General features: G+C 50.0%; 17 protein-coding genes. 5 read left to right on the top strand and 12 right to left on the bottom strand.

Annotation, left to right across the window (positions count from 1 at the left end; all coding sequences use genetic code 11):
• Positions 1-155: 155 nt before the first annotated feature.
• Together typA and DW819_RS05785 are read right to left on the bottom strand one after the other, a co-directional pair.
• The gene (gene typA, locus DW819_RS05790; protein ID WP_118732467.1) at positions 156-1985 is read right to left on the bottom strand and encodes a translational GTPase TypA; all 1830 of its coding nucleotides are present in this window, start codon (positions 1983-1985) and stop codon (positions 156-158) included.
• A 188-nt stretch (positions 1986-2173) separates the two neighbouring features.
• The gene (locus DW819_RS05785) at positions 2174-2824 is read right to left on the bottom strand and encodes a YigZ family protein (RefSeq protein WP_118732466.1); all 651 of its coding nucleotides are present in this window, start codon (positions 2822-2824) and stop codon (positions 2174-2176) included.
• Between the two features lie 302 nt (positions 2825-3126).
• Here DW819_RS05785 and DW819_RS05780 point away from each other — a divergent pair, with 302 nt between their 5' ends.
• Positions 3127-5796 (top strand): transglycosylase domain-containing protein, encoded by a 2670-nt coding sequence (locus DW819_RS05780; protein WP_118732465.1) that lies wholly within the window; start codon positions 3127-3129, stop codon positions 5794-5796.
• 36 nt (positions 5797-5832) lie between these two features.
• Entirely contained in the window at positions 5833-7518 is a 1686-nt protein-coding gene (ilvD, locus tag DW819_RS05775; RefSeq protein WP_118732464.1) for a dihydroxy-acid dehydratase, read from the top strand.
• Positions 7519-7570: 52 nt separating this feature from the next.
• Here ilvD and DW819_RS05770 read toward each other — a convergent pair whose 3' ends face one another.
• The 4 genes from DW819_RS05770 to DW819_RS05750 form a co-directional block, all read right to left on the bottom strand.
• Positions 7571-7927, bottom strand: coding sequence for a SpoVA/SpoVAEb family sporulation membrane protein (locus DW819_RS05770; RefSeq protein ID WP_118732553.1), 357 nt, complete (start codon positions 7925-7927; stop codon positions 7571-7573).
• A gap of 32 nt (positions 7928-7959) precedes the next feature.
• Entirely contained in the window at positions 7960-8970 is a 1011-nt protein-coding gene (gene spoVAD / locus DW819_RS05765) for a stage V sporulation protein AD (RefSeq protein ID WP_118732463.1), read from the bottom strand.
• Between the two features lie 544 nt (positions 8971-9514).
• A complete protein-coding gene (locus DW819_RS05755) occupies positions 9515-10414 on the bottom strand; it encodes an alpha/beta hydrolase fold domain-containing protein (RefSeq protein WP_118732462.1) in 900 nt (299 codons plus the stop codon).
• A 24-nt stretch (positions 10415-10438) separates the two neighbouring features.
• Complete coding sequence (locus tag DW819_RS05750) at positions 10439-11737, bottom strand: SLC13 family permease (protein WP_243025626.1); 1299 nt, start codon at positions 11735-11737, stop codon at positions 10439-10441.
• Positions 11738-11947: 210 nt separating this feature from the next.
• Between DW819_RS05750 and DW819_RS05745 the strand changes: the two genes are divergently transcribed.
• Together DW819_RS05745 and DW819_RS05740 are read left to right on the top strand one after the other, a co-directional pair.
• A complete protein-coding gene (locus DW819_RS05745) occupies positions 11948-12952 on the top strand; it encodes a LysR family transcriptional regulator (protein WP_182432574.1) in 1005 nt (334 codons plus the stop codon).
• Complete coding sequence (locus DW819_RS05740) at positions 12943-13854, top strand: LysR family transcriptional regulator (protein WP_118732460.1); 912 nt, start codon at positions 12943-12945, stop codon at positions 13852-13854. The genes DW819_RS05745 and DW819_RS05740 overlap by 10 nt, the downstream gene beginning before the upstream one ends.
• 107 nt (positions 13855-13961) lie before the next feature.
• Here DW819_RS05740 and DW819_RS05735 read toward each other — a convergent pair whose 3' ends face one another.
• From DW819_RS05735 to DW819_RS05720, 4 genes are all read right to left on the bottom strand, one after another.
• Positions 13962-15941 (bottom strand): TRAP transporter fused permease subunit, encoded by a 1980-nt coding sequence (locus DW819_RS05735; RefSeq protein ID WP_118732459.1) that lies wholly within the window; start codon positions 15939-15941, stop codon positions 13962-13964.
• Between the two features lie 104 nt (positions 15942-16045).
• Positions 16046-17101, bottom strand: a complete 1056-nt coding sequence (locus tag DW819_RS05730; RefSeq protein ID WP_118732458.1) for a TAXI family TRAP transporter solute-binding subunit — start codon at positions 17099-17101, stop codon at positions 16046-16048.
• A gap of 184 nt (positions 17102-17285) precedes the next feature.
• Positions 17286-19211, bottom strand: coding sequence for an FAD-dependent oxidoreductase (locus DW819_RS05725; RefSeq protein WP_118732457.1), 1926 nt, complete (start codon positions 19209-19211; stop codon positions 17286-17288).
• Positions 19212-19247: 36 nt separating this feature from the next.
• Complete coding sequence (locus DW819_RS05720) at positions 19248-20093, bottom strand: sugar phosphate isomerase/epimerase (protein WP_118732456.1); 846 nt, start codon at positions 20091-20093, stop codon at positions 19248-19250.
• 164 nt (positions 20094-20257) lie between these two features.
• Between DW819_RS05720 and DW819_RS05715 the strand changes: the two genes are divergently transcribed.
• Positions 20258-21139 (top strand): LysR family transcriptional regulator, encoded by an 882-nt coding sequence (locus DW819_RS05715; protein WP_118732455.1) that lies wholly within the window; start codon positions 20258-20260, stop codon positions 21137-21139.
• 53 nt (positions 21140-21192) lie between these two features.
• On the opposite strand, the gene aroD is transcribed toward DW819_RS05715, so the two are convergent.
• Both aroD and DW819_RS05705 read right to left on the bottom strand, forming a co-directional pair.
• Entirely contained in the window at positions 21193-21969 is a 777-nt protein-coding gene (gene aroD / locus DW819_RS05710; RefSeq protein WP_118732454.1) for a type I 3-dehydroquinate dehydratase, read from the bottom strand.
• Between the two features lie 53 nt (positions 21970-22022).
• Positions 22023-22901: a shikimate dehydrogenase gene (locus DW819_RS05705; RefSeq protein ID WP_118732453.1), complete on the bottom strand. Its 879-nt coding sequence runs from the start codon at positions 22899-22901 to the stop codon at positions 22023-22025.
• Between the last annotated feature and the right edge of the window lie 8 nt (positions 22902-22909).

Below are 22909 nucleotides of genomic sequence, written 5' to 3'. Positions count from 1 at the left end.
TGCGCATCCTCGCGGAGCGTTTTTGTATGATAGGACGCAATTTCCTATCATACAAAAATGCCACACAACCGCCCTCTCAACAGAGAAGGAGTTGTGTGGCGAGAAATAGCCTGACTGAAAAAATCCACACCAGATTTTGGGGGATCTGGCAGTATTTATTTTTTGAAGGATGCTCTCTTACGCATAGTCGGATCCAGGATCTTCTTGCGGATACGCAGGTTCTCCGGAGTTACCTCAAGCAGCTCATCGGTATCGATGAACTCCAGGCACTGCTCCAGGCTCATGATCTTCTTCGGAACCAGCTTTAATGCCTCATCGGCACTGGAGGAACGGGTGTTGGTCAGCTTCTTGGTCTTGCAGACATTGACCTCGATATCCTCAGTCTTCGGGTTCTGGCCAATGACCATACCGGAGTAAACCTTCTCGCCCGGTCCTACAAAGAGGATGCCGCGCTCCTGTGCGTTGAACAGACCATAGGTAATGGTCTCACCGCTCTCGTAAGCGATCAGGGAACCGGTCTTGCGGTAGCTTAAGTCTCCCTTGTACGGGCCATAGCCGTCAAATATGGTGTTGATGATACCGTTACCCTTGGTATCGGTCATAAACTCACCGCGGTAACCGATCAGACCTCTGGACGGGATGGAGAACTCCAGACGGGTATAACCGCCGTTTGCCGGGCTCATGCCCTGCAGCTCGCCCTTTCTGGAGGTCAGCTTCTGGATAACTGCACCGGTAAACTCCTCCGGAACGTCCACGTAAGCCAGCTCCATCGGCTCTAACTTCTGGTTGCGCTCGTTGTATTTGTAAAGAACCTCAGCCTTGCTGACCGCAAACTCAAAGCCCTCACGGCGCATGTTCTCAATGAGGACAGACAGATGCAGCTCACCACGGCCGGAAACCTTGAAGCAGTCCGGAGACTCGGTTTCCTCAACCCGCAGGCTGACATCGGTGTTCAGCTCGCGGAACAGACGCTCTCTGATGTGGCGGGAGGTAACGAACTTACCTTCCTGTCCTGCTAACGGGCTGTCATTGACCATGAAGTTCATGGCGATAGTCGGCTCGGAAATCTTCTGGAACGGAATGGATTCCGGGTTTTCCGGGGAACAGATGGTATCACCGATATGCAGATCTGCAATGCCGGATACCGCAACGATATCACCGATGGTTGCTTCCTGGACCTCAACACGTTTTAAGCCGTCAAACTGGTACAGCTTACCGATCTTGACTCTGCGCATCTTATCCGGATCATGATGGTTTACGATCACGCAGTCCTGGTTTACCTTCAGGCTTCCGTTGTCGATCTTGCCGACACCGATACGGCCAACAAACTCGTTGTAGTCGATGGTGCTGATCAGCATCTGGGTGTCTGCGTCCGGATCTCCCTCCGGAGCCGGGATATAATTGACGATAGTCTCAAACAGCGGGCTCATATCTACTTCCGGATCGTCCAGCTCTTTCTTTGCGAAGCCGGCACGGGCAGATGCAAATACAAACGGGCAGTCTAACTGCTCGTCAGAAGCGTCCAGATCCATGAACAGTTCTAATACCTCGTCGATCACCTCAGTCGGTCTTGCCTCCGGGCGGTCGATCTTGTTGATGCAGACGATAACGGACAGATCCAGTTCCAGGGCCTTCTGCAGAACGAATTTGGTCTGCGGCATCGGACCCTCGTAAGCGTCTACGACCAGGATAACGCCGTTTACCATCTTCAGAACTCGCTCAACCTCGCCGCCGAAGTCTGCATGTCCTGGGGTGTCGATGATATTGATCTTTTTATCTTTATAAAAAACAGCGGTATTCTTGGAAAGGATGGTGATTCCGCGCTCACGCTCGATATCATTGGAGTCCATGACACGCTCTTCCACTTCCTGATTCGCACGGAATACACCGCTCTGCTTTAACAGCTCGTCTACCAGGGTCGTTTTACCGTGGTCAACGTGGGCAATGATCGCGATGTTACGGATGTCTTCTCTCTTCATTTTCATAATCGTAATCTTCCTCTTTCTTTTGGCGCAAATGCGCAGCGCACATTTGCATCAGCTTTACAAAAAAACTAAGGACTTGTTGCCAGGTCCTTAGTTCACGTCACTTATCACAATTTATAAATATAGCATTCTGTTCAACGGATTGCAAGCGTTTTTTCCGCATTGCATTGCATTTTTCTGTTTAAAATTTAAAACAGCACCAGCTCGCCACCCGCAAAGCCATAGTAGCACTCTTTTTCCCGTGTTATCACTGCCCTGCCACCCGTTTTCTCGGTAATCTGGGCCACCAGGGAGCCCTCTTTTTCCAGCGGCACCATGCAGACCACATCCACCGCATCGGTATACTGGGTGTCCAGAACCGGGATCTCCATCTGGGCGGTGATGTACTGGATCTTGCCGATGCCGTTGTAATCCGTATGGATCTTCAGCTCTGCACCCGGACATTTCTCCACAATGACGCTGTTTTTCAGCGCCTCCTGGACTGCGCCGGAATAGGCGCGGACCAGGCCTCCGGTGCCAAGAAGAGTTCCGCCAAAGTAACGTGTCACCACGACGCAGATATTCTTCACTTCCGCGCCAAGAAGCACATCCAGCATTGGACGGCCTGCAGTCTGTGCCGGTTCTCCGTCATCACTGCAGCGCTGCACCTGTCCCCGCTCGCCGATCACATAAGCAGAACAGTTATGTCTGGCATCCCAGTATTTCTTTTTCATTTCATCAATAAAGGCAACTGCCTCTTCCTCGCTCTCCACCGGTCTTGTGGTGGCAATGAAACGGGACTTTTTCTCGGTCAGTTCGCCCTCTCCGCCATCAAAAAGGATTTTATATCGTTCCATCATGGGTATACTTCCTATATAACACAAATTGACTTATTCGTTGGTTTCGTTCTTTATCTTACCAATAAAAAACGGTTCTGGCAAGAAATATTACGGTTCATGTATTTCTCGGACCTGGGTGCATCGAATGCCACAAACAGCGCTATGGTTGCATTGTAAGGGGCATTTTGATATAATGTAACGAGCACCAGAAAGCCGGAAACGTGCCTGCACGGTTACGGAAAACGGCAAAACAAGCAGGTGACTCAAATCACGTAAATTGGATTTTTATACGAAGAATTCCCACAACAAAGGAGGATTCCCATATGAATTATGGAAAAGATGCGACAGAAAAGCGTCTGCAGGCCGCAAACTCCCGAAGCGACAAATACCGCTCCCGGATTTTTCTTACCTTTATAAAGACCTGCTGCGTGCTCTGTCTGTTCTGCGTTCTGGTCATATCCAGCATCGGCATCGGTATTGTCATGGGTATCATCGACAATGCCCCGGAGCTCAATGTGGACAGCATCGTCCCCATCGGCTATGCCACAACGGTATATGACAGCACAGGCAACTTAACCGACACCCTGGTAACAGCAGGCTCAAACCGGGAAGAAGCAACCTTCGATGAGCTTCCCAAGGACCTGATCAACGCATTCGTTGCCATAGAGGACTCCCGCTTCTGGACCCACAACGGCATCGATCTGCGTTCTATTTCCCGTGCAGCAGTCGGCGTACTGACCGGTGAAAACCGCGGAGGCGGAAGCACCATCACCCAGCAGCTTATCAAGAACAACATGTTTAACGGCGGAATGGAGACAAGCTTCGGAGCCAAATTAGAAAGAAAGCTGCAGGAGCAGTACCTTGCCCTGCAGCTCACCAAATCCATGGACCGCAAGCTGATCTTAACCAACTACTTAAACACCATCAACTTAGGCAATAACGCCCTGGGTGTCAAAGTCGCAGCCCGCCGCTACTTTAATAAGGATGTTTCTGACCTGACGCTCTCTGAGTGTGCAGTCATTGCAGGCATCACCCAGAACCCATCCCGTTTAAACCCGATCAGCGGTCAGGAAGCCAACGCGGAAAAGCGCAAGGTCATCCTGCAGTACATGTTTGAACAGGGCTATATCAGCAAAGAGCAGCAGGAAGAGGCATTGGCAGATGACGTCTATGACCGTATCCAGATGGTGGATAATGTCTCCAAAGAGAACTCTACTCCGTACAGCTACTTCACCGATGAGCTGACCCAGCAGGTAAAAGATACACTGATGGAAAAGCTTGGCTACACGGAAACCCAGGCTCATAACCTGCTCTACAGCGGAGGGCTTCAGATTTACACCACCCAGGATCCGGCTCTTCAGGCCATTGTAGATGAAGAGGTCAATGATCCTTCCAACTATTCCGCTGCCCGCTACAGCCTGGAATACCGTCTTTCCGTGACTCACGCAGACGGCACTACCGAGCATTTCTCTGAAAAGAACTTAAAATCCTGGCACGCCTCCACTTTGAACGCAGGCTGGGAGGGTCTTTACAACAGCGAAGCGGAGGCAGATACAGACATTGAGGCCTATAAGGCAGCCATTCTGCAGCAGGGCGATACCATCATCGGCGAACGCTCCAGCAAGGTGCTGCAGCCACAGGTATCTTTCGTCATCATGGACCAGAAGACCGGACAGGTCAAGGCCATAAGCGGCGGCCGCGGCACCAAGACAGCAAGTCTGACCTTAAACCGTGCAACCGATACCACCAGACAGCCTGGTTCCACCTTCAAGGTCATCACGGCGTTTGCCCCGGCGCTCGATACCTGCGGTGCCACCCTGGGGAGCGTCTACTATGACGCGCCGTTCACCGTCGGGAGAAAAACGTTTAAAAACTGGTACAAGCAGGGTTATCTCGGCTACTCCAGTATCCGCGATGGTATTATCTACTCCATGAACATTGTTGCAGTTCGCACCATGATGGAAACCGTAAGCCCTCAGCTGGGTGTGGAATACGCCAAAAACTTCGGCATTACCACCCTGACCGATACCGACATGAACGCGGCTACCGCATTGGGCGGCATCACAAAAGGTGTGACCAACCTGGAGCTGACCGCGGCCTTCGCTTCCATTGCCAACGGCGGCCTTTACACCAAACCGGTATTCTTTACCAAAATCCTCGACCACGACGGAAAGCTGCTTATTGACAATGAACCGGAAACTCACCGGGTCCTGAAGGATTCCACCGCATTCCTTCTGACCGATGCCATGGAAGATTCCATGCAGGCCAACCGTATTTTTGCAAGCTCCGGTGTCAGTGTCAGCTCTACCAGCACCCGTGCAGCACTTCCAAATATGTCTGCAGCCGGCAAGAGCGGTACCACCAGCAACAATAACGATATCTGGTTTATCGGCTATACCCCTTATTACACCGCCGGCGTATGGGGCGGCTGCGATGAAAACCAGAAGCTCAGCGGCCAGAACGGCGGCACATCCTTCCACAAGGATATCTGGCGCAAGATCATGACCCGCGTTCACGAGGGCTTAAGTGATCCCGGCTTCACCGTTCCGGACAGCGTGGAGACCGCAGAGATCTGCCGCAAATCCGGTAAGCTTGCCATTCCGGGTGTCTGCTCCCACGATCCGCGCGGAAATGCGGTCTATACGGAATATTTCGCGAAAGGAACCGTCCCGACAGAAATGTGCAACACCCATGTGCTCACTACCGTATGCAGCGTCACCGGACTTCTTCCTGGTACTAACTGTCCGAAGACCTCCAGGGTACGCATTGCCCTACCTGCCGGAGAGGAAGGCGAGACCGATGATTCCAAATATGCAATGCCAACCGGTCACTGCCCCGGACACACCAGTGTGACTATTGACCCGTCTTACCTGGGGCCGGATGAAAATGATTCTGACAGTTCCAGCGGACCGGGCGTAGTTCCCGGTCTTGGTCCGGGAGGCGCCAGCATCCGACCATCTTCGGCTGTATCGAACGGCCCCGGACGGGATTAGCTTAATCTGAATAAATAATTATCAGGAGGTATTCATATGCAAAAGAAATTTGAATCCGGTACATTTCTCCCGGACAGTCTCATCTCCTGCCGCACCCTTTACAAGGCAAACGGCTTCTCCAACGATGACATGTCCCGTCCCATCATCGGTGTCTGCAATTCCTTCACGGACATTGTTCCCGGACACCGCCATTTGAAGGAACTGGCCGAACAGGTGAAATACGGTGTTTACCGCGCAGGCGGCACGCCGGTAGAGTTCGGCTGTATTGCCGTGTGCGACGGTGTCTGCACCACCCACAGCGGTGCCCGCTACTCTCTGCCATCCCGCGAGCTTGTGGCAGACAGCATTGAGACCATGGCACGGGCACACCGGCTGGACGGTCTCGTGCTCATCGGTTCCTGCGACAAAACCGTTCCTGGCATGCTGATGGCAGCTGCAAGGCTGGATATTCCTTGTATCTTCCTGGCCGGCGGCTGTATGCTGGGCGGTCAGGCCTTCGGCGGCAAGCGCAAATCGGACTCCACCTCCATCGAGGAGGCCTACGGTATGTATCAGGTTGGCAAGATTGACCACGATGTTCTGGAGGATATCACCGAGCTCTGCTGCCCGACCGTTGGCTCCTGCCAGCATATGGCAACCGCCAACTCCATGTGCTGCATGGCAGAGGCTCTTGGCCTAAGCCTGCCTGGCTCCGCTGCTATCCCGGCTGTTTACAATGACCGGATCCGTGCAGCACTTCTCTCCGGCGAGACGGCAGTCCACATGGTATTGAACGGCATCACCTCCCGGGATATCCTGACTCCGGAGGCCATTCGCAATGCCATCATGGTCCTTATGGCAACTGGAGGTTCCACCAACTGTGTTATCCACACCCTCGCCATTGCCCATGAGATTGGACTGGATTCCAAGACTGTCATGGGATGGTTTGAGGAATACGGAAACAATATCCCACTCATCTGCCGCATCAATCCGGCTTCCAAGGAATTCGACGCCGAGGATTTCTATAAAGCAGGCGGCATCCCGGAGGTTCAGCGCCAGATGAAGCCGCTTCTGTATAATGACTGCATGACCGTGACCGGCAAGACCATCGGTGAAAACGCTGTAGCCTGCCGCAGTCTCTACCCGAAGAATCCGGAGGTCATCACCTCCCTGGAGAAGCCATTCTCCACCCTGGCAGGACTTGCCATCATGCACGGCAACCTGGCTCCGGACACCGCTGTGGCAAAACCTGCTGCTGTTGCGGAGGAAGTACGCCATTTCATCGGAAAAGCCATCTGCTTCGACAGCGAGGACGCCGTCAGCGATGCCATTGCCAAACAGCTCATCAAGCCAGGCCATGTAGTGGTAGTCCGCTATGAGGGCCCAAAAGGCGCTCCGGGCATGCCGGAAATGTTCAAGCCGATGAAGCTACTCTACGGCCAGGGTTTAAACAAGTGCACCGCCCTCATCACCGATGGCCGCTTCTCCGGCACCAACAACGGCTGCTTCGTGGGCCACATTTCTCCGGAAGCCGCAGCCGGAGGCCCCATTGCCCTCATTGAGGACGGTGACGAAATCGAGATTGACATCCCGAACAAAAAGCTGGAGCTCCACGTATCCGACGAAGAACTTGCCCGCAGAAGAGCTGCTTTCCGCTATGAGCCAAAGCAGGTGGACGGATATCTGAAGCGGTATGCGCTGCACGCGAGAAGCGCAGATCAGGGCGGTGTGATTGTGGACTGATTTTCTGTATTATATAAAAGAGGCTGTCGCAAAATTTTGCGACAGCCTCTTTTTATTCCTTCATCTTCGGCTGAAACACCAGCGCCCCCAGATACCCGAACACCAGCGCCGCGGCGATCCCTGCAGAGGCGGCTGTCAGGCCACCTTTGAAGATCCCAACGAGGCCTTCCTCTCCCACGGCTTTTGCTACTCCTTTCCACAGAGTATTGCCAAAGCCGAGGAGCGGCACCCCGGCTCCGGCTCCGGCCCATTTCAGAAAAGGTTCATAAAGCCCAAGCCAGCCTAAGATATTGCCGGTCACAACCAGTGTTACCATGACCCGGCCCGGCATCATTTTTGTGCGGTCCAATAGAACCTGTACCAGGGCACAGATGATGCCGCCCACAAGAAATGCCCGGACCAGTTCCATAATTATTTCATTCATACTACTATCCATTTCTTTCACACCTCCATCCGTTCCAGTATCACCGCATGGGCGATTCCCGGGATGCTCTGACCTTCGTTGTAGCTGACAGTAGATAGTAGTGCGCCGGTGGGCACAAACAGCACCCGGCTCCACTCACCACGCATCAGCTTCGGCAGAATACGGGCACACAGCGTTACCGCAGAGCAGCCGCATCCGCTTCCTCCGGAGTGGACATCCTGCTCACCGCGGTCGTAAATTTCCAGTCCACAGTCCATGTGCTTTCCGGTAATGTCATACCCGCTACTTTTCATAAAATCCAAAAGGGCTTTCTGTCCCACTGCACCCAGATCTCCGGTGATGATGCGGTCATAGTAAGAGGCATCCACGCTAAAATCCTCAAAATTCTGCCGTATGGTGTTCCAGGCCGCCGGGGCCATGGCGGCGCCCATATTCATGGAATCTTTGGTTCCCATATCCACCAGCTTTCCGGTGGTGATGCCGGTTACGGCGACACGGGTTTTATTCTTTCCAAGCACTACCGCCCCGCACCCGGTCACAGTCCAGGTGGCGCTCTGTGCCCTCTGATTCCCGTATCCCAGCGGAAAACGGAACTGCTTCTCTGCCGTTGCGTAATGGCTGGAAGCCAGGGTCAGCACCCGGTCCGCATATCCGGCATTTACGCACATGGCCCCCAGGCCCAGCGCCTCTCCCATGGTAGAGCAGGCTCCGTAAAGGCCGAACAGCGGAATTTCCAGATCTACCGTACCGAAGGAAGTGGCAATCAGCTGTCCCAGAAGATCCCCTGCAAAGAGGTAACGCACCTCTCTCCGATGGATATTCCCCTTCTCCAGAGCCAGATCTGCCGCCTGCTTCTGCATGGCACTCTCTGCCTGTTCCCAGTTTTCCATTCCAAACATCTCATCCTGCTCGATGACATCAATCCCGCCCGATAGCGGCCCCTGCCCTTCCTTCTTTCCCGCGACCGAAGCCCAGGAGGCCACAAAAGCAGGATGCTCAAAACGCAAGCTTGCTTTTCCCACCTGCATAAAAAAACTCCTTTCCTGCGCCATTCATTCTGAACATAGTATGCGCAAAAAAGGAGTTTTTATCCGATTTCTATATATTACTCAAACTTCGCACATAAATTTTAGCTATGCACCTTGAAAACTCAATATCTGGCAGTTATTCGGTTATCAATGTTCAGCTTTATGCAGCCTGTAGCTGAGTTTTCAGCATTATCGGAAGTGCATTGATAAACGCATCCACCAATTCGCTGATTTTCTCATCTGACAACTCGGTATTTTCCATAAGCATTGTCCTAAACATTTGAAGCAGCATTTGAAATGCCTATATCCATGTGATATCAGACATCTCATCAGAAAAGTATAAAAAGAGTTCGCCAAGAGAACGATTATCGTTGGATTCCCGGCTTGCCAGTGATAACATCATATATCTGGTAAAAACAACTGCGGTATGTGCTGTCATTGCATCATAGGACAAAGAATTACACTCTTTGAGTTGTAGATTTTAATAGGCCCGTATGAGCTGCCGAAAGGCAGCTCATACGGGCCTTGTCATATATTTAAATTGTTACTTTGTAGAAAGAATCTGGCGGATGATCAGTTCCTGTGCTTCTTTCCATTCATCACTCATTCTTACGGTAAATCCATGATGGCTCTCCCGGAATCTGCGTATTGTCACGGTAACACCGGCCTCAACCAGTTTTCTTCCGTACTCTTCATTCGCAAGACAGAACGGACAATTCTGCGCATTGACAATCAGCGTTTCCGGCTGATTCTCCATCATGTCCGTAGTCGCGAATACCGGTGATACAAATGGCTGTTTTAAGAGTTCTTCGTCTCCATCCGCATAAAGCATGGAAAACGCCTGGGAGCGGTCTGACTTTCCGCTTGTATCGGTCATTGGCATATAGTTGTCATTTGCTGCATAGTCGAGCACCTGTAAGCATACTTTAAAATCCTTTGTCTGTGCGGCTTTCAGGGAGATTGCTGCTACCAGACAACCACCTGCGCTGTGTCCACCAATGGAAACCTTTTTCGGATCAGCCCCCCAGGATTCACACTGTTCAAATACCCACTTTACAACGCGGTAAGACTGTTCAAACGCAACCGGATAAGCATGATCTAAAGAGCTTGCGTAATCAATATCTACAACAATTCCATGAATCCGCGCAGCCAAGTGTTCACAATACAGATCATCATCCCCGTCCTGAAGGAAAATGAATCCGCCGCCATGCATGTTGACATGAACCGGGCATCCGTTTTTCCGGTCTTTTGCCATTGTGATATAACATTTTACCGGAACACCCACAGATGGAACTTCAACCACAACTTCTTTGCGTTCCGTATACTGTTTCCACTGTTTATAATCTTCCGGAATTACACGGCCTTCACGTCCCGTTTTTTTTCTTCCTCCGGTTCTGTCGAGAACTGCCAGCCATTTTTCTCTCTCTTCTTTTGTTAATGCCATCTTTCTCTTCCTCCTTTTATTTGCTTAACCATATACCGGGAAAAACAGATTTGTACTGAAAATCAATGTTGCAACAGCAATAATCAGATATGGAATGTTAAATTTCAACAGCTTAATCGGATCGTATTTACCAATTGCATAAACCATGGTTCCGGCAGCGCAGCCAGTTGGAAAAGCAAGCGCAAACCAGGAAGCAACATTTACAACCAGCACTACCGCCCTCGGATCCATACCACCAGCCAATGCAGTACTTGCCGCGATCGGAGTTAATACTGCCATGCTTCCGGTGTTGGATAAAAATGTTGTCATAACTACGGTTGTTATTCCAAAAACAGTTAAAACCTTAAGACCACTTGGGTTTTCCCCAAGAATATTCAATACAAAATTTCCAATTGCTTCTCCTGCACCAGAAGAGCTAAGGGCCGAAGACATAGCCAGCATGCCGGCAATCATCCATACCATATCGCTTGTCATGATTTCTACAACTTCTTCGCGTTTCATCGTCTTTGTATAGATGATCAGCAGCACACCTACAACAGAAATCATATATGCCTGATTTCCAAGTAAATCTGAAAAAAGGAATCCAATCACTACCGCAAAAAATACTGCAAATACAATAAATTCCTGAAATCCAGAGATTGATGTTTCTTCTTTCTGTGCGCTCTGGTTTGTTTTTACCGCCGAACTGTCCAACGTAGTTTTCGGTAAAAGTCTCCACGCAAATAAAGAATACACTGTTAAGGCCAATGCCGGAATGATAGCTACTTTTGTCATATCAAACATGCCAAGTGTCTGTGCCGGGTCTGTCACCATACCTTCATAGTAAGCGTTGGCCTGCATCGGCAATGCGGCACCCATTCCAACAGGGAACCGTCCGGTCCATGCACAAAGCATTGCAACAATCAGATACAGCATTCTGGACGAACACACCTCTCCATCATCATCCAGAGTCTGAACAAAAACAAACATGATCGTGAGAACTGCAACCTGTCCCATAACCTGACACAACAGTATCGTAAATCCGAACATGGCCAGCATCAGGATCAATCCGCTTTTTCCTTTCAGGTGGTTGATTCCTGCTTTTATTTTTCTGGTCACACTTGTCTTTCCAATTGCGTTTCCTACTACCATTACCGTTGCAACAAGAATGGTATTTTTATTGATGATGCCAGAAAACGCCGTCGTGAAATCCAGCACTCCGGTAAGTACCAGAATTGCAACGCTGGTCATGGCAGTTACGCCATACGTAGCTTTTTGCAGTAAAAACATGATGATCATAAAGATCAGCACGCCAACAACAATATACAGATTCATATTCTCCATCGTATCTCTCCCTCCAATATTTTCCTTTGTAATTTTTCACCACATTCACACTCTTATTTCATTTATCTGCAGATATCAAATTCCTCCTTCGCATTATTATCATGTGGTGTAAGCAGGAACTTTAGTTTTATTTTATGCTTCCAACTGACGATTGACAATCGCACGAAGCTTATATAAACTATGTATAAAAGTTATGGAAAAGGAGTCTTTATGAAATTAGAGCAACTGCCTTATATTTTAGAAATCGCTTCCTGTCAGAATCTTTCCGGTGCCGCCCAAAAACTTGGAATCTCTCAGCCCGCGCTGAGTAAATATCTTTCCAATCTGGAAGGAGAACTTGGTATGGAATTATTCCGGCGCTACCGGAAAAAGCTATATCCTACCCCTGCTGGTTTTCTTTACCTTGATATGGCACGGCGTATGCAGGAAATTCAGGAAAAAACCCTCAGCTCCATGAACCTTTTGCACACTGCCCAGACAGAGTATCTCTCCATTGGTATTTCCCCACATCGTGGTGCCGCTGAAATAGCAAAATTGTATCCACTTTTTATCCATCAGTTTCCGCAAATCAAACTGTCTATTCAGGAAGGTTATACAAACCAGCTTCGGGAATACCTGAAAAACCGGCAAGTATCCCTGATCGTCAGCACCGCCCTGAAAAATGACCGTGATCATTTCTTATTTGCCCCCATCCATCACGAAGAGCTTTTGCTCGCAGTTCCGCCATATCACCGCATGGCCGGGAAAGCTTCCGCAAATCCTGATTTCCCCGCAACTGCCAGCCTGAACCAATTTGCAGATTCCCCATTCATCATGATGACACCTGACACTTCGATTGGTCAGGTATGTGCCGAACAATTTGCCCGCTGTGATTTTTCGCCTATGATTGCATATCAGACATCCAATGTTACCATACTTTCCACTTTGATTCGTTCCGGACTCGGTATCGGAATACTTCCAAGACTTTACGCAACACAATGCCCGGATCTGCATTTCTTCCGGATTCATTCTTCCTTCCGGATCACATCCGGGATTCTCTGGAATTCCAATCACCGTTTAAGTTTTCCAGAGCGCTATCTCATCTATCTTCTTACAGAACAGTTGTCTGTAAATCCGTTATATCAGATGGATTGTGATCCCCTAATTGAAAAATTCCGTGAAGAATTTATGAATCAAGCAGATAGAAGGACAAGGACTGATTTGAAATGGATATAAAACAATTAGAATATTTGATCGACATTGCAGAATTGAAAAGTGTAACCCGGGCTGCAGAAAAAAATTTCATGTCACAGTCTACACTTTCCAGAGAAGTAAAGATTTTAGAAAAGCGAATTGGTGTGAACCTGTTTGTCTGGGATAACCGGGAAATGCGCCTGACAGAGGAAGGTATTCTTTATCTGAACGGAGCACATGCGCTTCTACAGGAATATAAAAAAGGAATGAAAGCACTGGAACGACTAAAAGCCAAACAGCAGCAAGTCATCCACTTGATCTTATCTCCAAAAGTACAGTATTTTTTCCGTTCCCATATTCAGCCTGAATTTGTCAGACAATTTCCACACACCTCATTGGAAGTTACGGTCGGATCTGTTTCTATGGCTGAAGAATATCTGGAACATGGATTCGCTGATCTCGCAATTACAGCTACCCACACACCAGAAAAGCTCCAATCAGAGGCAATACTTCTTCATCGGGAAGCTTATTTTTTGTCACTTCCGGCAAGCCATCCTGCTGTTTCTGCTATCCGAAATCAAACATTTTCCTTCCCTATGCTCGATCAGACTCCTTTTCTGCTGACGAAAGGAAACAATGTTTTTCGGAAAATGGAACAGGACGCTCTTTCCTGCAATCATTTTTTTCCTTCAATCACCTACGAGGTTGAAACACTTCATACCATCCGAAAAATGATATCAGAAGGATTAGGTGTTGGATTTCTCCCGGAAGATCTGACCAAAGACGAGCAGTTAAACCTTTGCTTTTTTCCGTTAAAACCTGCTATGCATGTCAGCACAATGCTTCTGCTTTCACGTACCAACATTCACAAAAACAGTACACTAGCACTCAGGCAATTGATTTTACAAAAATTCCTGTATTTTGAGAAATTCAATCAGCAATAATCCTGTATACTGCTCAATTACAGAATAAAAATATTGATAGCTTAAAGGGCCGTGTGAGTTGCCTTTCTCAGCTCACGCGACCCTTGTCATATTTTAAATTGTGAATTTTATGCAGCCAGCATTTCTTTTTCTTTCTTCGCTGCCTGATATCCCAGTACGCACACGGCGCCTACCAGAACCAGTCCGATCAGGTCAGTCAGGCTGCCCGGTACTAAAAGGGTCAGGCCGCCAACAATGCAGAGAATCCTCTCCCACCATTTCATATCACGGAATACAAAGCCGCTTAAGCCTGCTGCCACACCAAAAATACCAATGATGCTGCTGATGGTGATCATGACCACCTCCGGGATCGTGGTGTTGATAAACAGCATTGCCGGATTCATGGCAATGATATACGGCACAATAAAAGCGGCGATGGCAAGGCGGCTTGCGTTGAACGCGGTCTTCATCGGTCCGGCCTTCGCGATGGCTGCGCCTGCGTAGGCTGCCAGTGCCACCGGCGGTGTGATATCTGCCACAATGCCGAAGTAGAATACGAAGAAGTGTGCTGCCAGCATCTCAACGCCGATGTCCGGGCTCATAAGGATCGGAGCACAGGTTGCTGCCATAATGCAGTAGGTTGCGGTGGTCGGAACGCCCATGCCGAGCACGATACAGCAGACCATGGTAAGCAGTAACGCGATAATCATGACACCACCTGACGCAGATACGATAGCGCGCAGGAGCTTGGATGCAAGGCCGGTAGAGGTAATGCAGCCTGCCACGATACCGGCCATGGTACATGCGGAGGCAACGGTAATGGTTCCCTTACCGCCTGCTTCCAGGGCGTCAATGATCTTACCCGGAGTGATGCGGTTATCGGCATTGAACAGGCCAACCAGGATGGTAACCAGGATTGCGATAGCTGCGGAGCTCTGCATGGTGCGGGTACCGTTAGATACCAGGACCACCAGGACTACCAGTGGAGTCAGCAGATAAAGCTTCTTTACTAAATAGCTGAATTTCGGAAGGCTGTCTTTATCAAGACCCTGTAAACCCAGCTTCTTTGCTTCTAAGTGTACGGCAATGTAAATACCTGCGAAGTACAGAATAGCCGGCAGGATGGCCAGCACTGCGATACGGGAGTAGGGAACGCCGGTATACTCTGCCATCAGGAATGCTGCTGCGCCCATGATCGGCGGCATGATCTGTCCGCCGGTGGAGGCTGCTGCCTCAACAGCGCCTGCAAACTCCGGTTTATAACCGGTCCGGATCATCATCGGGATGGTCACGGAGCCGGTGGTCACGGTGTTTCCTACAGAAGAACCGGAAACCATACCGCACAGCGCAGAGGAGATGACCGCTACCTTAGCCGGACCGCCGCAGGAAGAACCTGCCACACAGTTTGCCAGATCAATGAAGAACGCCGAGATACTGGTTCTCTCCAGGAACGCGCCGAAAATGATGAATACCACAATGTACTTCTGACACACGTTGATCGGGGTGTTCATCACACCGTTGGTGGTGTAGAACAGATCATAAACGACCTTGCCAAAACGGACATTTGCAAAGGTGTAAATGAGCAGCGCGCCTACCACAAAAAGGATCGGAAGACCGACACAGCGACGGCAAAGCTCCACCAAAACCAGAATAGCCACAATTGCCAGCGCAAGCATAAACGGGTCTTTGGAAATGACGCTGTAGCTGGTCAGCAGAATCTTCTGGGCATTGGCTGCAAAGTACAGGAACGGGCCTGCGCCTGCCACCATCAGCGCCACATCATACCACGGAATGTGGTTCACACGGACATGACCTTTTTTGATCGGATAGTTTAAAAAACCGATGACGATTATCATGGCCAAGAATAAGCTTAAGCGCACCTCCGGGAGGCTCTTGTCTACCAGGGTCAGGTAGATGCAGAACAGAGAGAATGCTGCCATCAGGAAACGGATCACGGTTTTCGGCTTTCCCTCCCATACACGGACATTGGATTCCCTGTCATATTTTTTCATCACCGCATCGACATCTTCTGCGGTTCCGGTTAAGCCGTCGCCTGCCGGTGCCGTGTTCACTGCGGCTTCTGTTTTGTGTTTGTACAGAAAGCTCATAAATCAAATCCCCTTCCTATTCCATTTCAGGCGTACCTTTCCAGAAACACCCTGTTCGCTGTTCTGCTGCATGCTATTCACAGCTTCCCGCCGCACCTTCGTCCTTATTTGGTCGGTACGGTCAGACCTTTTTCAGCAAAATATTTCGCTGCGCCTGCATGGTACGGAACTGCGGTTACGGAAGCTGCAAAGTCAAGATCCAGCTCATTTTTCTTGTCATGTCCCAGGGTGTCGATGCTGTCGTAGATGCCTGCTACCACATTGTAAATATCATTTTCATCTACATCATCCTGCGCGATGATAACTGCACCGACTGCAACGGTCGTAGCGTCTTTGTCGAGTCCGTATGCATCCTTTGAGATGACATTCTTTGTGTAATAGGGAGAGGTTTCCTGGAGCTTTGCAATGTGCTCATCATCCAGCTCTACCAGATATACGTCTCTGGTTGCTGCCAGGGAGGTCACTGCAGTGGTCGGTGCACCTGCCACAATGAAAGCTGCGTCAATCTTTCCGTCCTGCATCGCCTCTACGCTGTCACCGAAGGACTGGTAGGTAGGTTTGATATCGTCAATGGTTAAATCGTATGCACCCAGGCAGTCCAGAGCGTTGAAGTAAACACCGGAACCGGAATCGCCAACGGATACGGTCTTGCCCTTTAAGTCAGCCACGGTCTTGATGTCCGGATCCAGGGTTACGATCTGTACCTGCTCCATGTAAAGCGCTGCCACAGTGGAAAAACCGTCGATCTTGGCGCCCTCGAAAAGGTTTGTGCCGTTATACGCGTATGCCATAACATCGGACTGTACAAAACCGAGCTGCGCATCGCCGGCATCCATTGCCTCAATGTTTCCTTTCGAGCCCTTTCCCACGATGGCAGTCACGGTTGTGTCAGTCAGGTCGCTGATCTGACCGGCAATGACACTTCCGAAGCCGTAGTAGGTACCCTGGTCGCCTCCAGTGGTGAAAATGAGTTCCTTGCCGCTGCCTGCCAGACCGATCTTGTCTGCCGGTGCTGCTTTGGTGTCTGCGCTGCCGGCCGCAGTGGTATCTGCAGTCTTGGTGTCAGCCGCAGCAGTAGATGCTGCGCCGGAACCGCCGCAGGCTGTGAGGGATAATGCTGCCATCATAGATGCCATAACCAGTGCCATATTCTTTTTCATAATCATGTCCTCCTCAGGTTCTCTGAAAAATACGGATACGCTTTCTTTTATTTCGTAACACTGTATTTTCTTAACTTGAGGCCCATTATAGCACAGGTTTTTCCGGATATCAAGTAAATAGTTGTATATGTCACAGTTTTTAGATTGTGGTTATTGGTATAAACCTGCCAAACAAACTGATGTGTTAAAGACGGATCGCGGCCTGATATGCCTCAGAAGTTGCCTCAAGGGCACGTCTTGCCTGATGTGCATCTCCGATCACATATACTTCTTTTCCAAGCTTTTCGATCTGACCGGCAAACGGATTGCAGCTCCGATAGCCCATAGCCAGCACAACGCTGTCATAGCCGCGTGCTTCCTGTCTGGCACCGTCTGCACCTTCATATTCCACACCATCCTTATAAAAACGGCACACCTTCGCTCCTGTGATCTGGCCGATCCGGTATTGCTCAAAATCCTTCATCAGATAGATTTTATGTTCTCTGATCACATCTGCTCCGATTTCCCCGCGCAGCTCGATCACATCGACCTCATGCTCCTGTTCTCCGAGGAGTGCCGCGATCTCACAGCCGACCATTCCTCCGCCGACAACAAGGACCTTTTTCCCCGGCGCGCACGTTCCATCCAGCACAGCGGAACCCGAGAGGATTTCCGGCTGGTCAATTCCTTCAATTGGCAGAACCAGTGGCTTTGCGCCAGTAGCAACGATCACGGCATCCGGATTTTCTTTGCGGATCAGCTCCAGGGTAACCTCCTGATCCAGAATGATCCTGACACCATCCTTTTCACAGCGGTGAATGTAGGCGCGTACCATATTGGTAATATCTCCCTTTCCAGGTGGAAAAGCAGCCAGGCGCATGTTCCCTCCGAGCACATGCCCTGCTTCAAAAAGCGTAACGCTGTGACCACGTTCTGCTGCCACAAAAGAAGCGCACAGACCGCCAACACCGCCGCCGATCACCATCACCTTCTTTGATGTTTCTGCCGTTTTCCACTGCTCGCTCTCATGGCCGAGGAACGGGTTTGTCAGACAGCACAGCGGTTTTCCCTGATACATGCTTGGGACACAGCCCTGAAGACACGCAATGCATGGGATCATGTCCTCCAGCCGTCCTTCCAGAGCTTTTTTCGGCATCTCCGGATCTGCCAGGCTCTGACGTCCAAAGGCAACCAGATCAGTCCGGCCCTCCCGCACCAGAAGTTCAGCGTACTGCGGTTCCGTAAAACGGCCTACCGTGATGACCGGAATCGTCACAGCACGCTTGATCTCTGTGACAAGGTCCGCAGAAAAGCCTCCATGGACCGCAGTCGGTGCCCACATATATTCATCACGGATATGTACTGACCGGGATACATGAAGCGCATCAACACCGTAATCCTCCAGGCAGGCTGCGATCGCGGCACTGTCATGTACGTCATTTCCGCCTAAAATCTCGTCAGAGCTGTTGATACGGGCCAGGACCGCAATCCTGTCTCCGACCCGTTCCCGGATCTTTTCGATGATCAGCCGCGGAAAACGCATCCTGTTCTCAAAGCATCCTCCAAACTCATCTACCCGCTTATTGGTCCGTGGAGAAAGGAATGAATTCACCAGATACCCATGCGCCATGTGAACTTCCACGGCATCCGCGCCGGCCTTCCAGGCTCGCTCCGCAGCATCTGCATAGCCATCGACCAGGTGATAGATTTCCTCTGTTGTCAGTGTCTGCGGGATATCTCTTCCACACTGTGTGCAGATGGATGATGCCGCCTTGATCGGCGCCCCTGCATTCTTCGCATTTCCCTCCGGCCCTGCATTCTGAAGCTGGATGGAAACCTTCGCCCCCTCCCTGTGGCAGGCCTCGATCACCTTTTGAAAGCTTTCGATCATGCTGTCATCGTAGAGACATGGCTTTCTCGGTCCGCCCTTCGCATCCGGATGGACAACGGTTGCCTCGATCGTGATCAGGCCAAAGCCTCCTTTTGCGCGTTCTGCATAATAGGCTGCAGACTGTTCACTCATCGTGCCGTCGGTATTTGCAAAGTTGTTGCCCATCGGCGGCACCACAAATCTGTTTTTCACTGTCATATTGCCAATTTCTATCGGCTGAAACATTGCTTTGAATTTCATTGTAGCTCCATTCTGTATCTTATTTTATTTGCAGTCTTATTTTTCTCCGTTCAAAAGCTCTGGCCATGCTTCTTTAAGAACCTTTACGGTATTCTCGTATGTATAGGCGGCAGCCTTCTCCACACCCTTCGCCAGGATGGCATCGGAGATCACCTCGACGCCGACCGCGAGCGGAGATACTCCGGCTTCGCGGACCATGCGGACAAAGCCTGCAGTATCCTTAGCTCCCGTGCCGGGCGCAAGCCTGTCATGCATGGATTCATCTCTTAAAACAGGCGCTGCATAAGGTCTTTCATAGGCATCATTGATCTGGATGCTTACCACCTTTTTGGCAATTTCTTTTGTCAGGATGTCATAGGGCTGATCGGCTCTTACCCAGTGCCAGCTGTCCAGAATGATCATCGCATTTTCGCAGCCGGAGGCCATCACCACCTGATACGCCTTTTTCAGATCCGGGATTCCGCTGTACGGCATCGGCTCTACTCCGATCATATATTCCCCGGCTCTCTGACAAAGCTCTTTTAACTTCTGAGTTGTCTGCTCCACCGGATAGTTTTCCATCAGACCACAGTTGATATGGCGGACACCAAACAGCTGGCACATATGAAAGCAGATCTGCTCTTTGTATTTCTGTTCGTAAGAGCGATGCTCCTCTGCCCACTGTACGATATACTCCACTTCCGTGACCTTCATATCGTATTTTTCCAGTATCGCGAGAATGTCACGGTCCTTCAGACCCTCATTTAAGGCATCCGCATAGGTCTCTGCCCGCAGGCCGATTCCTTCGTAGCCTGCTTTTTTTGCTGCCTGTACCCGCTCTTCAAAGCTGCACTGATCGCCCAGAGTCCAGGAACTGATTGTAATTGGATGCAAGTTTGACATGATATTTCCTCCTGATCTTTCAGATTGTATCTGATATTTTTCTATCAATTTCTTATTCTATTATACGTAATGCTGTTTTCAAAAACCAATGTATCTTTTTTGCCGCATTCATAGAAAGAATCTATCAATTATGCTATACTGGCTGCAGGAAGGAGTCGTTTTTTATGAATCTGTATCAGCTTCGTTACTTTGTCACCCTTGCAAAATTTCAGCATTACATGAAAGCCTCCGAGCAGCTGTGCATCACACAGCCAAGCCTGAGTCATGCCATCTCAGCGCTGGAAAAAGAGCTTGGAGTTAAGCTGTTTGAAAAAGACGGAAGAAATGTCATTCTCACAAAATGCGGAAAAAACTTTTTAAAAGACGCAGAGCATACCCTCCAGCTGCTCGACAGCAGTGTCGAGCGCCTGAAGTCATCCGCTCAGGGGAACGGGCGGCTTGATATCGGTCTGCTTCCCACTCTCGGAACTGATTTTGTTCCCCGCCTGACCCGCGGATTTCTGACAACCTGTCCGGATAAAACCATCGACTTTCATTTTTACAACGGCCTGACCGCAGATTTTCTGGAGGATTTAAAAAATCAGAAATACGATTTCACCTTTTGCTCCAGAATGGACCAGGAACCCCTTATCGACTTTATCCCTGTTGCCAGACAGGAGCTCGTGGTCATCGTTCCTCCGGATCATCCGCTTTCTGACCGGACAGAAATCCGGCTTTGTGAGACTCTGGATTATCCGCAGATCCTGTTTTCCAGGCGAAGCGGTCTGCGGCCCATGATCGATAAGCTGTTTCTTGCCTGCGGAAAACAGCCGGACTGTATCTTTGAGATTGATGAAGACCAGACCATTGCCGGCTTTGTGGCTAACGGATTTGGCATCGCAGTTGTTCCGAATATGCCGATCCTTGCCAGCATGCACCTGAAGGTCATCCACATTACAGAAGCAAACTGGGAACGCCGTTTCTATATAGCGTATCTGAAAAACCGCTACCGTACACCGCTTGCGGAGCAGTTTCTGAGCTATGTGAAAAGCCATGCTCTGATCTGAAAAAGGCGTGTAAAAAATGATTTCTCATTTTTTACACGCCCTTCTTTTTTTCTCTATAAGCTTGTATGGATCAGATTCAGGATTTCACTCAGATCCGATGCATTCATCTGCCCCGGTGCTGATGCTTTTCCCACTGCCCCGAACGTCAGTGCCGAGCCAAAGCACTCTCCGCAAAGACGGCTGATCAGCCCGGTTGCAGACATGGACATGGTAATGATCGGACGGTCTGCGTACTCTGATACCATCTCCTCGGTAGCTGAAAGCAGGGTCAGAACATCTTTTCTGCTCTGCGGCATCACCGCGATCTTTGGAATATCTGCGCCCAGCTCCTGCATTTTTCTCAGACGTCTTACGATCTCGTCCTTTTCCGGTGTTTTTTCAAAATCATGGTTGGAAGCTACCACCACAACGCCGCTCTCATGTGCTGACTCAATGATATCCCTTACCACCTCATCGCCAGTAAAGGCTTCCACGTCCACCAGATCGATCAGTCCCGTTGCAGCAGCCCTTTTATTTAACTCGGCATAAGCAGCCGGCTCAATTGCCTTTTCTCCGCCCTCGTTGGCGGTCCGGAAGGTAAAAAGGACCGGGGTATTTCCAAGCACCTGGCGCAGTTCTGTCATCACGGCTTCTACCTGTGCAAAATCAAAGACACCCTCGAACCAGTCAACCCGCCACTCAACGACATCCTTCTTTACGCTTTCAAAGGATTTTGCTGCTGCCAGAATCTCATCCCTTGTTGTACCGACGATCGGCACACAGATTTTCGGAATGCCCTCTCCGATCCGCACGCCGCGGACTTCTACCCAGCTATTCGTTTCCGTATTCATTCACATTCCTCCAGCTTTTTTCTTTCATGCCAAGACTGTGCGCTGCACAGTCCTCAGTCATCATAACGGATATGCAGCACCTCTTTCATATGCTCGATCGGCATATCCTTTCCGGTCCACAGCTTAAATGCCGCAGCGCCCTGGAACAGCATCATGCCCATACCATTCATGGTCTTGCATCCCGCTTTTTTCGCCATTGCGCGCATCTTTGTCTCCAGCGGAGAATACGGAATGTCCACAACGATCAGCTCCGGTCTGAAATAAGACTCATCCGGCACGACAGACAGACCTTCCAGAGGCTTCATTCCAACACCGGTTCCGTTTACAAACAGATAGGAATCTGCCATCTCTGCCCGTAAGCGGTCTTTATCATCCAGATCGTAGAGAACAGCCCTGCAGGATGTTCTTTCATTGATCTTCCTGACAGTTTTCTCTGCGTTGTCCCAGAATTTATCGTGCGGATTAAAAATAGAAATTTCCTTTACTCCGTCCAATGCCGCCTGGATCTCTACTGCTGTTGCGGCACCGCCGGCTCCGACAATTGTCATCTTCTTTCCGATCACATCGATATCGTTATCCTTTAACGCCTGCATAAAGCCGATACCGTCTGTGATATGTCCGGTCAGAACACCATTTTCATTGACAATGGTATTCACTGCACCGCAGAGCTCTGCAGCCGGTGACAGCTTATCCAGATATTTACCTACAACCGTTTTATTTGGCATGGAAACATTGGCTCCGACCAGCTTCATTGCGCGAAAGCCCCTGATCGCATCCTCCAGCGTACTGTTGTCCACCTCAAACGCAAGATATGCGTAGTCGAGACCAAGGTAAGCAAACGCTTCATTGTGCATTGCCGGTGAATTAGAATGCCGGATCGGATACGCAAATAACCCGATCAGTTCTGTATGTCCAGTAATTCTTTCTGCCATCATTCATA

The organism is Clostridium sp. AM33-3 (assembly GCF_003480315.1).
Lineage (GTDB): Bacteria > Bacillota > Clostridia > Lachnospirales > Lachnospiraceae > Brotaphodocola.
The sequence above is the reverse complement of the archived record's forward strand: the minus strand, read 5'-3'. Positions and strand labels throughout refer to the sequence as shown.

Bases quoted from the DNA above. Each gene is read 5' to 3' on its own strand.
- DW819_RS05740 (WP_118732460.1), top strand. From the start codon at position 12,943: ATGGATATAAAACAATTAGAATATTTGATCGACATTGCAGAATTGAAA.
- aroD (WP_118732454.1), bottom strand. From the start codon at position 21,969: ATGAATACGGAAACGAATAGCTGGGTAGAAGTCCGCGGCGTGCGGATC.
- DW819_RS05755 (WP_118732462.1), bottom strand. From the start codon at position 10,414: ATGGCATTAACAAAAGAAGAGAGAGAAAAATGGCTGGCAGTTCTCGAC.
- ilvD (WP_118732464.1), top strand. From the start codon at position 5,833: ATGCAAAAGAAATTTGAATCCGGTACATTTCTCCCGGACAGTCTCATC.
- DW819_RS05745 (WP_182432574.1), top strand. From the start codon at position 11,948: ATGAAATTAGAGCAACTGCCTTATATTTTAGAAATCGCTTCCTGTCAG.
- DW819_RS05785 (WP_118732466.1), bottom strand. From the start codon at position 2,824: ATGATGGAACGATATAAAATCCTTTTTGATGGCGGAGAGGGCGAACTG.
- DW819_RS05735 (WP_118732459.1), bottom strand. From the start codon at position 15,941: ATGAGCTTTCTGTACAAACACAAAACAGAAGCCGCAGTGAACACGGCA.
- DW819_RS05750 (WP_243025626.1), bottom strand. From the start codon at position 11,737: ATGGAGAATATGAATCTGTATATTGTTGTTGGCGTGCTGATCTTTATG.
- typA (WP_118732467.1), bottom strand. From the start codon at position 1,985: ATGAAAATGAAGAGAGAAGACATCCGTAACATCGCGATCATTGCCCAC.
- DW819_RS05725 (WP_118732457.1), bottom strand. From the start codon at position 19,211: ATGAAATTCAAAGCAATGTTTCAGCCGATAGAAATTGGCAATATGACA.
- DW819_RS05770 (WP_118732553.1), bottom strand. From the start codon at position 7,927: ATGGAACTGGTCCGGGCATTTCTTGTGGGCGGCATCATCTGTGCCCTG.
- DW819_RS05715 (WP_118732455.1), top strand. From the start codon at position 20,258: ATGAATCTGTATCAGCTTCGTTACTTTGTCACCCTTGCAAAATTTCAG.
- DW819_RS05780 (WP_118732465.1), top strand. From the start codon at position 3,127: ATGAATTATGGAAAAGATGCGACAGAAAAGCGTCTGCAGGCCGCAAAC.
- DW819_RS05720 (WP_118732456.1), bottom strand. From the start codon at position 20,093: ATGTCAAACTTGCATCCAATTACAATCAGTTCCTGGACTCTGGGCGAT.
- DW819_RS05730 (WP_118732458.1), bottom strand. From the start codon at position 17,101: ATGAAAAAGAATATGGCACTGGTTATGGCATCTATGATGGCAGCATTA.
- DW819_RS05705 (WP_118732453.1), bottom strand. From the start codon at position 22,901: ATGGCAGAAAGAATTACTGGACATACAGAACTGATCGGGTTATTTGCG.
- spoVAD (WP_118732463.1), bottom strand. From the start codon at position 8,970: ATGCAGGTGGGAAAAGCAAGCTTGCGTTTTGAGCATCCTGCTTTTGTG.